Annotated in this window: 12 protein-coding genes and 1 tRNA gene; 6 read left to right on the top strand and 7 right to left on the bottom strand. The window is 72.1% G+C overall.

Annotation, left to right across the window (positions count from 1 at the left end):
- Nucleotides 1-3 precede the first annotated feature (3 nt).
- The 4 genes from ITJ44_RS14850 to ITJ44_RS14835 all read left to right on the top strand — a co-directional run bounded on the left by ITJ44_RS14850 (nucleotide 4) and on the right by ITJ44_RS14835 (nucleotide 4,352).
- Nucleotides 4-1,416, top strand: a complete 1,413-nt coding sequence (locus tag ITJ44_RS14850; RefSeq protein WP_194636318.1) for an MFS transporter — start codon at nucleotides 4-6, stop codon at nucleotides 1,414-1,416.
- Nucleotides 1,417-1,583: 167 nt separating this feature from the next.
- The gene (locus tag ITJ44_RS14845; protein ID WP_194636317.1) at nucleotides 1,584-2,540 is read left to right on the top strand and encodes a serine protease; all 957 of its coding nucleotides are present in this window, start codon (nucleotides 1,584-1,586) and stop codon (nucleotides 2,538-2,540) included.
- Nucleotides 2,541-2,729: 189 nt separating this feature from the next.
- Nucleotides 2,730-3,740 carry a serine protease gene (locus tag ITJ44_RS14840; RefSeq protein WP_194636316.1) on the top strand — a complete coding sequence of 337 codons (1,011 nt, stop codon included), beginning with the start codon at nucleotides 2,730-2,732 and terminating at the stop codon, nucleotides 3,738-3,740.
- A gap of 120 nt (nucleotides 3,741-3,860) precedes the next feature.
- A complete protein-coding gene (locus ITJ44_RS14835) occupies nucleotides 3,861-4,352 on the top strand; it encodes a GNAT family N-acetyltransferase (protein WP_194636315.1) in 492 nt (163 codons plus the stop codon).
- Nucleotides 4,353-4,392: 40 nt separating this feature from the next.
- On the opposite strand, the gene ITJ44_RS14830 is transcribed toward ITJ44_RS14835, so the two are convergent.
- From ITJ44_RS14830 to ITJ44_RS14820, 3 genes are all read right to left on the bottom strand, one after another.
- The gene (locus ITJ44_RS14830; RefSeq protein ID WP_194636314.1) at nucleotides 4,393-5,703 is read right to left on the bottom strand and encodes a PASTA domain-containing protein; all 1,311 of its coding nucleotides are present in this window, start codon (nucleotides 5,701-5,703) and stop codon (nucleotides 4,393-4,395) included.
- Between the two features lie 195 nt (nucleotides 5,704-5,898).
- Nucleotides 5,899-6,174, bottom strand: coding sequence for a hypothetical protein (locus ITJ44_RS14825; protein ID WP_194636313.1), 276 nt, complete (start codon nucleotides 6,172-6,174; stop codon nucleotides 5,899-5,901).
- Between the two features lie 187 nt (nucleotides 6,175-6,361).
- On the bottom strand, nucleotides 6,362-6,778 hold the full coding sequence (locus tag ITJ44_RS14820; RefSeq protein WP_194636312.1) for a very short patch repair endonuclease: 417 nt from the start codon (nucleotides 6,776-6,778) through the stop codon (nucleotides 6,362-6,364).
- 70 nt (nucleotides 6,779-6,848) lie between these two features.
- Here ITJ44_RS14820 and ITJ44_RS14815 point away from each other — a divergent pair, with 70 nt between their 5' ends.
- A complete protein-coding gene (locus ITJ44_RS14815; RefSeq protein WP_194636311.1) occupies nucleotides 6,849-7,832 on the top strand; it encodes a GIY-YIG nuclease family protein in 984 nt (327 codons plus the stop codon).
- 98 nt (nucleotides 7,833-7,930) lie between these two features.
- Here the strand turns inward: ITJ44_RS14815 and ITJ44_RS14810 are convergent.
- The 3 genes from ITJ44_RS14810 to ITJ44_RS14800 form a co-directional block, all read right to left on the bottom strand.
- Nucleotides 7,931-8,004 (bottom strand) — tRNA-Pro (locus tag ITJ44_RS14810).
- 84 nt (nucleotides 8,005-8,088) lie between these two features.
- Nucleotides 8,089-8,628: a hypothetical protein gene (locus tag ITJ44_RS14805; RefSeq protein ID WP_194636310.1), complete on the bottom strand. Its 540-nt coding sequence runs from the start codon at nucleotides 8,626-8,628 to the stop codon at nucleotides 8,089-8,091.
- Nucleotides 8,629-9,069: 441 nt separating this feature from the next.
- Nucleotides 9,070-10,212 carry an ATP/GTP-binding protein gene (locus tag ITJ44_RS14800; RefSeq protein WP_194636309.1) on the bottom strand — a complete coding sequence of 381 codons (1,143 nt, stop codon included), beginning with the start codon at nucleotides 10,210-10,212 and terminating at the stop codon, nucleotides 9,070-9,072.
- 212 nt (nucleotides 10,213-10,424) lie between these two features.
- Between ITJ44_RS14800 and ITJ44_RS14795 the strand changes: the two genes are divergently transcribed.
- Entirely contained in the window at nucleotides 10,425-11,750 is a 1,326-nt protein-coding gene (locus ITJ44_RS14795; protein WP_228495189.1) for an acyl-CoA dehydrogenase family protein, read from the top strand.
- A gap of 130 nt (nucleotides 11,751-11,880) precedes the next feature.
- On the opposite strand, the gene der is transcribed toward ITJ44_RS14795, so the two are convergent.
- Nucleotides 11,881-13,389: a ribosome biogenesis GTPase Der gene (gene der / locus ITJ44_RS14790; RefSeq protein ID WP_194636308.1), complete on the bottom strand. Its 1,509-nt coding sequence runs from the start codon at nucleotides 13,387-13,389 to the stop codon at nucleotides 11,881-11,883.
- Between the last annotated feature and the right edge of the window lie 16 nt (nucleotides 13,390-13,405).

Genomic DNA, 13,405 nt, shown 5'->3' with positions numbered 1-13,405 from the left:
CCCATGACCACCGCCCCGCCCGCCGCATCCGCCGCCCCGCCCGCCCCGCTGCCCGACGGACCCGCGTCGGATCCGGCCGCCGAGGCCCCCGCCGCCGAGGCCCCCGCCGCCGAGGCCCCGTCCGAGGTCGCCCGCCGCCGTCGCCGCGTCCTCACGGCGTCCTTCATCGGCACCACCGTCGAGTACTACGACTTCTACCTCTACGCCACGGCGTCCGCGCTCGTGTTCGGCAGCCAGTTCTTCCCGAACCAGACGCCCGCCGTCGGCCTGCTGTCGTCGTTCGCCGCGTACGGGGTCGGCTTCCTCGCGCGGCCCATCGGCGGGATCGTCGCCGGGCACCTCGGCGACCGCGTCGGCCGGAAGCGCATGCTCGTGTACTCGCTCGTGCTCATGGGCATCGCCTCGACCCTCATCGGCGTCCTCCCGACCTACGCGACCATCGGCCTCGCGAGCGTCGTGGGCCTGGTGTTCCTGCGGCTCGTGCAGGGCATCGCGGCGGGCGCCGAGTGGGGCGGATCCGCGCTGCTGTCGGTCGAGCACGCCCCCGCGCACCGCCGCGGCCTCTTCGGCGCGTTCACGCAGATGGGATCCGCGGGCGGCATGCTCCTCGCCACCGGCGTCTTCGCCGCGACCCGGTTCGGCCTCGGCGAGGACGCGTTCCTCGCCTGGGGCTGGCGCCTGCCGTTCCTGCTCAGCGCCGTGCTCGTGGGCGTCGGCCTCGTGATCCGCCTCCGCGTGGAGGACGCCGCCGAGTTCCGCGACATCACGGCCGCGGGACAGGTGGAGCGCTTCCCGCTCGGCGTCGTGCTGCGGAGGCACCCGCGCGCCGTGCTGATCACCGCCGGGCTCCGCCTCGTGCAGCCCGCGCTCTACTCGATCCTCACCGTCTACACGCTCTCCTACCTCGCCCAGAAGCGCGGCGACTCGGGCAGCGCGCTCACGGCGGTCCTCCTCGTCTCGGCGCTGAGCGTGCTGACGACTCCCCTGTGGGGCTGGATCTCCGACCGCGTCGGCCGCCGCCGCCTCACCATCGCGAGCGCCGCCGGCATCGGGATCCTCATCTGGCCCTTCTTCGCGTTCCTCGACTCCGGCCCGCTGCTGCTCCTGCCGCTCGTCTTCGGGCTCGGCATGAACGTGTTCCACGACTCGATCTACGGACCGCAGGCCGCGTGGTTCGCCGAGCAGTTCCCGACGGGCGTCCGCTACAGCGGCGTCTCGCTGGGCTACCAAGTCGGCAGCATCTTCTCCGTCGGGCTCACGCCGCTGCTCGCGGTGCTGTTCCTGCAGTGGGGCGGCGGATCCCCGTGGATCCTCTGCGCGTACATCGGCCTGTACGCGGTGCTGACGATCGCGGCGGCGCTCGCCGCGGAGGACCCGGCGCGGGAGGCGATCGCGGCGCGGCGACGCGAGGGCTGATCCCCGCCTCGGCACCCGCTTCCCCTGCGGCGGGCAGCGGGTACCGGGAGGGGGCGGCGACGCAGTCGGTCCGCTGTGCGGTTCCCGCATGGGGGAACCGGCCGGGTCCCTATCGTGAACGCCCACGGCTCCGGCCGTGCCCCCATCCCGCTCCGAGAGGAACAGCCATGCCGCTGCATGCCCGCACCACCCGCACGATCCGGTTCGGCGCGGTCGCCGCCGCCGGCATCGCCGCCGTCGCCGTCTGCGCAGCTCCCGCCGCCTGGGCCGCCGACCGCACGGACGCGCCGGCGTCGGCGGCCTCCGCCCCCGCCGCCAAGGTCCAGGCCGTCGACTCCCCCGACCAGGCCGCCGCGTTCTGGACGCCGGAGCGCATGGCCGCCGCGCGGCCGTTCGGCAGCGCATCCGGATCCGGATCCGCCGATCCCGTCGCGGCCTCCGCTGCGACGACGATCTCCGTCGCCCAGCAGGTCGCGCCCGTCCCGCACATCGGCCGGCTGTACTTCACGAACGGCGGGGTGTCGTTCTGGTGCAGCGCCAACGTCGTGCAGGCCACGAACGGATCCACCATCTCCACGGCCGCGCACTGCCTGAGCCTCGACGGCGTCTCCACGCACGACCTGGCCTTCACCCCCGCCTACGAGGACGGCACCGGCCCGTACGGCGTGTGGCCCATCGTCGCGGAGTCGATCACGGCCGGCTGGGAGGGGAACAACGCCGACCAGGCCGCGGACGCCGCCTTCGTCATCACCAAGCCGGACGCGTCGGGCCGCACCCTCCAGAGCGTCGTCGGCGGGAGCCCGGTCGCCTTCGATCGGCCGTACGACGAGACGGGTTCCGTCTACGGCTACCCCGCGGCCGGCCGCTTCGACGGCCAGACGCTGCAGCGCTGCGTGGGTCGGGTCGCCTTCTACTTCTCGACGCAGTTCCAGATGGACTGCGACATGAACGGCGGCGTCTCCGGCGGACCGGTCTTCGAGGGCGACGGTCCGGACGGGGCCCAGTTCGCCGTGGAGGACGCCCGACCGACGACCGGCTCGCGCGTCATCGGCCCGATGTGGCAGAGCCGGGTGCACGCCGCGTACGACAGCGCCGAGGCGGCGGATCCGGGGATGTTCGGCTGACGCTCGCCGGGTCGCCGGGTCGCCGCGCGGCGTATCGCCGCACGGCGGCCGGCGGCCGGCGGCAGGCGGCAGGGGCGGTCGACGCGTGTGCGGTGCGCGCACCCGACGGCGCGGCCGCTCACTAGGTTGAGCGCGCGCGGCGCTCGCCGCGATCACGCTCCGTCCCGCTCCGCTCCGAGAGGACCCGCCATGCCCCTGTCCCCGCACTCCCCCCGCCGACGGACGCGGACGGCGGGGCTCGCCGCCGCGTCCGCCGTGGCCGTCGCCGCCCTGCTCGGCGGGGCGCCCGCCGCGTTCGCGGGCGACCGGACCGTCGCGGATCCCGCGACGTCCGCCCGCCCGCTCGAGCTGCACGCCTCGGCCGCGGAGACCGCCGACGCGGTCGCCTTCTGGACGCCCGCCCGGATGGCCGCCGCCACCCGGAGCGACGACGCGGCCACCACCGTCGACGCCCTCGACGCCGCCGCGCCGGCAGCAGACGACGACGCCTCGATCGCCGCGTCCGACGCCACCGCTCCCGCGCCGATCTCCACCGCCGAGCAGGTCCCCTCCGTCCCCCACATCGGCAAGCTCTTCGGCATCTTCGGCAGCTCCATCGAGACCTGCAGCGCGAACGTCGTCGTCTCCGGCAACCACTCGGTGGTCGCCACGGCCGCGCACTGCGTCCTCCGCGGCGGGCAGTACGCCTCGCGCCTGATCTTCGCCCCCGCCTACGCGAACGGCCAGGACCCCTACGGGACGTGGGCTCTGAGCGGCGCGGTCGCCGCCGCGGGCTACGCGCAGGACGAGAGCGACCAGGGCGACGACACGGCGTTCGCCGTGGCCGCGCCGAACGAGGACGGGGCCGACATCGCGAGCGTCGTCGGCGCGTCCCCCGTGCTGTTCGACCAGGATCCCGCCGAGCTCGGCACGGTCTACGGCTACCCGGGATCCGGCCGCTTCGACGCGCGCACGCTCCAGCGCTGCCGTGGCGTCTTCGAGACCTTCGACCCGGAGCGGATCGACGTGGCGTGCGACATGAACGAGGGCGTCTCCGGCGGTCCGATCTTCGCGGGCGACGGATCCGACGGCGCCGAGTTCGGCAACGCCGCCGCCCGCTTCCAGGACTCCTCCCACGTCGTGGGCACGCTCTGGAAGACCACGGAGCACGCGGCCTACGACCAGGCGGCGTCCGCCCCCGCGGTGCCTGCGCAGGGCTGAACCCTCCGCGCTCCACGAGGCGGCGACCGGGTGAGCCCGGCCGCCGCCTCGCCGCATGTCGGGCTCGCGGGCACGGTCCGGCGCCCCAGGGCGGGCCGGGCCGGGCGCTACCGTGGCGGGATGACCGCCGCGCCCACCGTCCGCCCCGCCGTGCCCGACGACGCCGACGGGATCGCCGAGGTCCACATCCGCACCTGGCAGGAGACGTACGCGCACCTGCTGCCGGCCGCGTACCTCGACGGGCTCGACGTCGCGGCGCGCGCCGAGCAGTGGCGCGTGACGCTGACCGGCTCGTCCACAACGCCGACCTGGGTCGCGCTCGACGGCGACCGCATCGTCGGGTTCGCCCTCTCGGGTCCGGCGCGCGACGAGGACCCGCCCCGCCCGTTCCAGCTCTACGCGATCAACATGGTCGCCTCCGCCCATGGCACCGGCGCCGGCCAGGCCCTCTTCGACGCGGCCGTCGGCGACTCCCCCGCCTACCTCTGGGCCGCCGACGACAACCCCCGCGCGGCGGCGTTCTACCGCCGCAACGGCTTCACGCGGGACGGCGGCGTGGAGCGGCAGATGTACCAGGGGGCGGAGATGGTCACGGTGCGGATGGTGCGGTGAGCGTGGCCGGGCGGCGTTCGTGGGGCCGCCCGGGGGTGGATCACATCGGGTACCAACGGTTGCGCTTACCGTCGCCGTCCGGGGCGCATCGGTAGCTCTTGCCCGTGTCGGACTTCTCTACGCTGCCGACCTCGGTCTTCTTGCAGAAGGCGCCGGGCGTGATGACGCGGCCTGATGCGGGAGCAGGCGCCGGAGCAGCAGGAGCGGGGGCCACCGGAGCGGGCGCGGCGGGCTGCGGTGCCGGTGCTGCGGGAGCCGCCGGCTGCGGCGCGGGCGCCACGGTCGGCGCCACCGTCGGCTCGGGCGTCGGAGTAGGCGCGGGCGCCAGCAGCGTGAGCGTCACGGTGGATCCGGCGTCGATGCGAGATCCCGCGGCCGGGCTCTGCGACTTCACCGTCATGCCGTCGGTGACGCTCGGCACCTCACCGGACTCGAGCACGTACTGGACGACGTAGCCGGCCTCGCGGAGGAGCGTGCGGGCGTCGGTCGCGGACTTGGTGTTGACGTCCTCGACGACGTGGACCACGGGGGTCGGCGACCCTGTGGGGGTCGGGGTGGCGCTCGGCGTCGGGCTCGCGGTGGCGGAGATCGCCTCCGCCTGGCGCGGACCGGAACCGGCTGCGGCGACCGGGACGACCGCGCCCATGACCAGCAGGAGGATCGCGCCTGCGGCCGTCGCGCTGCTGCGCGGCCGGGTGGCGAGGGCGGGGATCCAGCTGCGTCGGCCGGTGAGCAGCGGGTACAGGCCCGTCGCGAGGGCGACGAGGCCGAGGGAGACGAACATGCCGCCGAAGCCCCCGAGGGCCGTGATGATCAGCACGGCCAGCGCCACGACGGATGCGATGACCCACGTGGTCGCCGGGTGGCGGCTCGGCCGGGTGTCGGTGATCACGGATGTCGGAGCCGCGGGAGCGACCGGGGCCGCGCTCGCGCGCTTCCGCGGCGCCACCGGTACGGCGACGGTCGCCGCTGCCGCCCGCGCGCTCGTGTCCCGAGCTGCCGCCTCGCGCTCCGCGGCCTTCGCCTGCATCGCTGTCTCGCGCTGGGCGGCCTTCGCCGCGCGCTGCTGCTGGGCCGCCGCGGCGCGCACGGCCTTCGCCTGCGCGGCCTCGGCTGCCCGCGTCGCCTTGACGTGCGCGGCCTCGGCGGCCTGCGCGTTCCGCACGACGTCGGCCTGTTGCGACGCGGCGACCGCCGGCGTCGCGGCTGTGCTCGGAGCGGGAGCCTGCGCTGCGGCGGGCTGCACCATCGGCGCGACGTGCTGCGTCCACGCGGATCCGTCCCAGTACCGGAGCTGCCCGGATCCGTCGGGGAACCAGCCGGCGGGAGCGGCGGAGGGGACGTCGGGCATGGTGCTCCTCGGGTGCGTGCCGCGACGAAGGGGTAGGCGGCAGGTGGCGCCGTCGAGTGACGACGCCTGAGGCTATGAGCGCGCTCTCGCGGGCGTAAGCCCTCGTGTGGGGGTGAAAAGCGCCCGGCACCACTGGGATCCTGCGCCTGGAGGAGAGGCGACGCCCGCGGCACGGACCGCGGGCGTCGCCGACGCTCAGCCCTCGCGCTCGCCGACAGCGCGCACGGCGTCCGAGATGGATCCGCCGTGCCGCTTCCGGTGCTCCTTCACGTCCGCGGCGGTGACACCTTCGGGAAGCCGACCGATGCCCGCGGGGTCGCCGAGGATCGCGGGCCCCACGAGGAAGGTCGCGGCGAGCGCCGCGAGGAGGAGCAGCGTGCCGAGGCCCGCCTGTCCGGCCAGCCAGAACGCGATGCCCCCGACGGCAGCGGCGACGATCGCGATGGTGCGGAGCACGTTCGAGCCGGTCATGAGAAGCACTCCTCCTTGATGGAGGTGATCCCGATGAGCTCGCCGGCCAGCGCCGAACTCGGACTCCTGCTGCTCGGGTCGCTGTCGGTGTTCGCGCGCGTCACCATGTCTCCTCAACCCGTCGAAGTTCATGTCACAGGTCGGGCACGCGGCCCACTTCCAGGATGCCGACGACTGCCCCCGATCATCAAGCTCCCCGACGACGTTCCACCGCGTCGACGATCTCCCCCGCGGCCGTCGCCGCGGGCACGTGCTCCCAGAACCGCAGCACGGTCCATCCCAGGTCCCGGAGCCGCGCGGTCACCTCGCCATCGCGCTCGACGTTGCGGGCGAGCTTCACCACCCAGTAGTCGGCGTTGGCCTTCGGCAGGTGCAGGTGATGCGAGCAGCTGTGCCAGAAGCACCCGTCTATGAACACGGCGATGCGCTGCCGGGTGAACGCGATGTCGGCGCGGCTGCGCGACTCAGGCACCACGCGGTGGTCGACGCGATATCTCAGACCCCTGGCATGCAGGATCCGCCGCACGAGGAGCTCGGGCCGCGTATCCCGACGCTTGTTCGCGCGCATGATGCTGCGCGCGGAATCGGACGAGGCCCAGGACATGCCGGGAGGACACCACGAGCGTCCGACATCCGCGTACGGCGCTCTCGTGCTTCTTCCCTAACTTGGACGCATGTCCTCCTCGCCCAGCCCGCTCGCGTTCACCCGCTACGAAATGACCGAGGCCGGATCAGCCGCGGGCCTCTTCGCGGAGTCGACGGAGGTCTGTGGGATCTACGTGCTCGAATTCGAGGACGGGATGCGATACGTGGGCCAGACACGTCAGATCGTCGCGCGATATGCCACCCATCGACGCCGCCATGGGGACATCGTCGCTCTGAGCTTCGCGCCGTGCCCGATCGCGGATCTCGATGAATGCGAACGACGCGAGATCCGTAGACAGGAAGCCGCGCACAGCCTTCGCAACCTGAACCTGACGGGATCGCCGGCTGGCCGAGGCGATCTCGACGTCACGTTCGAGGACGGGACGAGCATCTTCCTGCCGTGGGAACGCGAGCGCCGAGTGCGCGTGGGAGACACGGACGACGGGAGCGACACGACCATGCAGCGGAGGTTCTGGGACCTGGCTGCACGGCCCGACTACGAGGAGATGGCCGATGCCCTGGCCAGGTATGTCGACGAATGCATTCCCGACCCCTTCGGCACGCAGCGTGTCCTCTGGACACTGGTGGCGCTGCCGAGGACCTCGCGGACACGGGACCACCGCAGGCTCTTCACGCTCTCCTGCGGTGGTCGCGAGACGCTCTTCGCATTGGAACACGCGGACGGAAGGAGCACGCGTCTGGACATCTGCGTGAACGTCGACGGTGGTCGCGCGCGCGAAGTGCTGTCGGCATCGTCTCCTCGGTTGATCCGCCTGTTGATGACGCGCCTCGAGCCGCTCTCGTACGGGGATGAGGCCGTCCACCGGAGCGTCGTGCGCAGGTGGTCCGCCCTCGAGCGGCTGCTCTCTCGCTCGTATTTCGCGGAAGCCGCCTACAAGCTCAACACCATTCAGATGCGGCGCCGCTCATCGCCCTATCAGCGACACCACAACCAGGCTTTCGCGGATGACGTCCTTCGACGAGCGGCGACGCGGAGACGGGCTGGCATCTGAGGGCGTCCGGCCGGTGGAAGAGGGGCGGAGATCCAGGAGATCTTCCTGATACGACGAATGCCCCGGCCGGACCCGAAGGTCCTTCCGAGGCATGTCCGTCGGGCTGACAGGATTTGAACCTGCGACCCCTTGACCCCCAGTCAAGTGCGCTACCAAGCTGCGCCACAGCCCGCTGACCCATCGCTGGGCAACTCGTAGAGCCTACCGCATCGGCGGCACTGCTCCGGCACGCGTGGCGAGGCGAACCGGACCCGGATCAGGCCGGCGCACCGCCCGGTTGGCCAGGGGCGGAGGGGTCCGGCTCACCCGCAGCAGCCACCCGCCCCGGCTTCGGGAACGCGTCCCGCATGTGGTCGCTGCGGAGGATGTCGGCGACCCCGATGAGCAGCAGCGAGAAGACGATCTGCTCGATGACCATCCAGAGCGGGTAGAGGCCCGGGATCGCGGCGATCACCAGGGTCACGATGGGGAAGATCTGGCTGAAGAGGCGCAGGCGCGAGTACGCCCACCAGTAGCCGGCCGACGCGCGCCAGGCGAAGTAGTAGAGCGTGATGGTCATCGCGAGCACCACGAAGGAGCGGAACCAGACGGCCGGGGCGATCGCGACGCCGTCCTCCGCGAGGGTCAGGGCGATGGCCACGGCGGTGGCGCCCACGAGGGTCTCGGCGATGAGGATCCACCGGATCCAGCGGAACGCCCGCGCCGTCCACGGGTGGTCGCGCATGTCCTCGGCGATGACGTGGCCCGCCTGGCGCCCGGCGGCGATCCGATCGAGACGGCTGAGCAGCTGGTCCACCGGGGCGATCCTCCGTGTCTCGTGAGCGGGCGTCGGGTGCGCCCGGAACACGGTACCTCGTGGGGCTGCGGACCGGCTCGCTGTGCTGGCAGTCGTTCGCTCAGGGAGCGGCCGCGGGTGCTTGAGACGCGTCCCAGGCACCCCGGAAGACGGCCTCGACCTGCGGCCAGACGAGGTCCCGAGCTGCCTCGACGGAAACGACAGTGCCCTCGCACGGCGGCAGCAACACGAACTCATGGGAGATGACGCGACCCGCCCTGTCACGCCGTCCCTCGGGGTCGGGGAACCTGACGGCGAGGCGATCGCCGACTCGCATCAACGCCTCCGGCCCCTCTGCCACACCCGCGAAGGCTGTCTCATACGACTCGAAGGCGTCCGACAGCCCGGCCGTGCGCAGCACTCGGAACCCCCAGGTCCTGCCGCGGGTGACCCAGATGAAGCTCACCGGTTGCTCCGGATGAGGACCTTCTTCTTCACGCCGCGGTGCAGGTCGAGCTGGAACTGCGTGAGGACAGCGGTCAGGAAGTCGTGCTTGGCCACCGCCCGGTCGTGAAACGCCTGGAGCTGAGTGCCTGCCAACTTGGCCACCGCCTCGACAGGCTTAGGGAGCACGAGCGCTGCGACAGCACCGATGCGACCCGGGAGCTTGATCTTCGCGCTCAGCAGGACCAGCAGCGGCCCCGCGCCGTCGAGCAGCTGTTTCGCCACCCGTCCACCTGCCTTCTGCCGCTGCGCCCAGACCACGAAGCGCGCGAAGGGCAGCATCGCCGCCATGGGGAGGATGAGATCGAGCCCGGTCCGCTTGCCCACTTCGATCCTCCCGGGCTCGAACTTCGCCGATGACAGCAGGACGAAGTCCTCGCCGACCGACAGCGCGTCCGATCCCTGGACGAAGGTGGCTATCTCCTTGCCGAGCGCGGTCATCTCCGCAGCGGCCTTCTCGGTCATCAGGTCGCGGAAGCCGTCGATGTCCATCGCGGGGAGGAGGTCGGACTTCGACAGCGCGATCAACCAGATCCGCGGGAACTGCACCAGCGGCTTCCCATCCGGCAGGAGCTCGTCACGGAGCCGGATCAGGTGCGTGCTGAAGCCGGAGAGCAAGGCCTTCAGGTAGCGCTCCTCCTCGCCCGCGTTGTCGATCAACCGCTGCGCATCGACCAGGACGAGAGCGACATCCGAGCCGAGCAGCGCTCGGAACGCCTCTAGTCGACGCTGACGCTCGGTCGCGCCCTGCGGCTCGGACTCGAACCACTCCCCCGGGTAGTCGTGCCACACCAGTCGCAGATCCTCCGCGGGCTTCTTGGCGGCGGCTTCCGCACCCGGCCGTCGCTTGATGGAGAACGCGTATGAGGTGGTCTGCCGCGTCGATTGGGGCAGGGTCGACGAGTTCTTCATCCCGAGGTAGTTCTGGTGCAGACGGCGACCGTCCCCCACGTCGTCGGCAACGATGTTAAAGAGGCTCGAATCCGCGAAGGCCGGCTCGAGCGCTGAACCGTAGAACGAGGACACCAGCACCGTCTTACCGCTGCCCGATTCTCCGAATACCGCTATGTGTTGCTCGCGGGCGACCTTCTTGGTTTCCATGTCTCGAACCTACGCACAGTTCTCGATGACCGGCTCGGGCCAAGTCCTCGATGCTCGCCTCTTCAGGCTCTCCGCATGACACCCCGTGACGCCCCGCGTCGTCACACCCCGCAACCCCGCGTCACACCCCTCGCCAGCCCGCGGGGCCGCCCCTACCGTGGCCCCACCGCGAGGCGCGGCACCGGTCGCGCCCCTTCACGAGAGGACAGGACATGACCCTGATCGACCGCGAGCCCCGACCCGCATCCGGCTCCGCCACGACCGCCCCCGGCACCGCCGACGCGAAGACAGACCGCCCGCGCCCCGCTCCCCTGGGCGACGCGCCCGTCGACCGCTGGAAGGGCGCACCCCGCCCCACGACGCCGGCCGCGTGGATCGCCCGCGCCCGCGAGGTCGCCGACATCCTCGCCGTCGACCAGGTCGAGCGCGACCGCGCCGGCGCGAGCCCGCACCAGGAGATGGCGCTCCTCAAGCACGCCGGCCTCGTGACGCTGCTCGGGCCGGCAGAGCACGGCGGCGGCGGCCAGACCTGGGAGACCGCGTACCAGGTGATCCGCGCGGTCGCCCGCGGCGACGGATCCATCGGCCAGCTCCTCGGCTACCACTACCTCTGGGCGTGGGCGGCCCGGCTCGTGGCGACCGACGCGCAGATCGAGGCCGTGGAGAAGCTCGCGACCACCGGGAACCTGCTCTTCGGCGGCGCCGTGAACCCGCGCGACTCCGACCTCGTCATCCGCGAGGACGGCGACGACCTGGTCTTCTCCGGACGGAAGTCCTTCTCCACGGGCGGCGTCGTCTCCGACCTCACGGTGCTCGAGGGCGTGATCGAGGGCACGGACACGCATGTGTTCGCGATCGTGCCGACGGAGCAGCCGGGCATCGTGTTCGGCCACGACTGGGACAGCCTCGGGCAGCGGCTCACGGAGTCGGGGTCGGTCGAGATCCGCGACGTGCGGGTTCCGTGGACGGACGCCGCCGGGTTCGTCGACAAGGTGTTCCAGCCGCTCGTCTACGGCACGCTCAACGTGCCGGCGATCCAGTTGGTGTTCGCGAACTTCTACCAGGGGATCGCCGAGGGCGCGCTCGAGACGGCCGCCGCCTACACGCGCAGCACCACGCGCGCCTGGCCGTACGGCGGCGACGACAAGGAGCGCGCGACCGACGAGTGGTACGTGCTCGAGGGCTACGGGCAGCTGCAGTCGAAGCTCTGGGCGTCGGAGGCGCTGCTGGATCGGGTGGGCGCCGAGATCAGCGCCGTGCTGCACGCGCCGCGCGAGAAGCTCACGGAGCGGAAGCGCGGCGAGATCGCGGTACGCGTCGCGGCGGCCAAGGCGCGCATCGCGGAGGACGGGCTGGAGGTCGGCACGCGGATCCTGGAGCTCACGGGCGCCCGCGCCTCCTCGTCGAAGGCCGGGCTCGACATCTTCTGGCGGAACCTGCGCACGCACACGCTGCACGACCCGATCCCCTACAAGCGCCGCGAGGTGGGCCGGCACGTGCTGCTCGGCGAGATCCCGGAGCCGACCTGGTACACGTGATCCGCATCCAGCCCCGACGACGGACGGCGCCGACCCCGAGAAGGGATCGACGCCGTCCGTCGTGCCGCGAGCGGGAAGGGAGCGCTAACGCTTCCGCGCTGTGCCAGCTAGCGCTTCCGCGCTGTGCCAGCTAGCGCTTCCGCTTCTCCCGCACGCGCATGTTGACGATGATCGGGCTGCCCTCGAAGCCGTAGATCTCCCGCAGGCGACGCTGGATGTAGCGGCGGTACTGCGGGTCGAGGTACCCGGTCGTGAAGAGCACGAATGTCGGCGGCCTGCTCGAGGCCTGCGTGCCGAACAGGATGCGCGGCTGCTTGCCGCCGCGCACGGGGTGCGGGTGGGCGGCGGTGAGCTCGGCGAGGAACGCGTTGAACTTGCCCGTCGCGATGCGGGTGTCCCACGACTCCAGCGCCGTCTCGAGCGCCGGCACCAGCTTCTCCATGTGGCGACCGGTCCGCGCCGAGATGTTGACGCGCGGCGCCCACGACACGTGCGCGAGGTCGGTCTCGATCTCGCGCTCGAGGTAGCGGCGGCGCTCGTCGTCGAGGAGGTCCCACTTGTTGAACGCCAGCACGAGCGCGCGGCCCGACTCGAGCACCAGCTCGATGATGCGGATGTCCTGCTCGCTGATGACCTCGGAGACGTCGATCATGACGACCGCGACCTCCGCCTTCTCCAGCGCCGCGCTCGTGCGGAGCGACGCGTAGAAGTCGGCGCCCTGGGCGAGGTGCATGCGGCGGCGGATGCCGGCGGTGTCGACGAAGCGCCACACCTTGCCGGCGATCTCGACCTGCTCGTCGACCGGATCGCGCGTGGTGCCCGCGAGCTCGTTGACGACCACGCGCTCCTCGCCCGCGGCCTTGTTGAGCAGGCTCGACTTGCCGACGTTCGGGCGGCCGAGGATGGCGACGCGACGGGGTCCGCCGACCTCCTCCTTGGCGACCTTGGAGACGAGCGGCAGGGTCGTCAGCACGAGGTCGAGCAGGTCGGCCACGCCGCGGCCGTGCAGCGCGGAGACGGGGTGCGGCTCGCCGAGGCCGAGCGACCACAGCGAGGCGGCGTTCGGCTCTTGGCGCGCGTCGTCGACCTTGTTGGCCGCGAGGATCACCGTCTTCTTGGTCTTGCGGAGCAGGCGGACGACGTGCTCGTCCGTGCTCGTGGCGCCCACGTTGGCGTCGACGACGAAGAGCACGGCGTCGGCGAGGTCCATCGCGATCTCGGCCTGCATGGCCACGGACGCGTTGATGCCCTTCGCGTCGGGCTCCCAGCCGCCGGTGTCGACCAGCGTGAACCAGCGTCCGCCGTACTCGGCCTTGTAGGAGACCCGGTCGCGCGTGACGCCGGGGGTGTCCTCGACGACGGCCTCGCGGCGGCCGAGGATGCGGTTGATGAGCGCCGACTTGCCGACGTTGGGGCGGCCGACGACCGCGAGCACGGGCAGCGCCGGCAGGTACGTGACCTGGTCGGGGTCGTCCGTGGCGGACTCGAGGACCTCGAGGTCCTCGTCGTCCAGCTCGTAGTCCTCGAGCCCGGCGCGGAGCGTCTGCGCGCGCTGGGCGGCGAGCTCCTCGTCGATGCTCGACAGGCGCTCGTGGAGCCCGCTGTCGAGCTCGGGGAAGTCGTCGTCGTGATCAGCCATGTTGTTCCTCTGGCGT

It is taken from the genome of Clavibacter sp. VKM Ac-2873, assembly GCF_015351075.1.
In the GTDB taxonomy this organism is placed as follows: domain Bacteria; phylum Actinomycetota; class Actinomycetes; order Actinomycetales; family Microbacteriaceae; genus Clavibacter.
The sequence above is the reverse complement of the archived record's forward strand: the minus strand, read 5'-3'. Positions and strand labels throughout refer to the sequence as shown.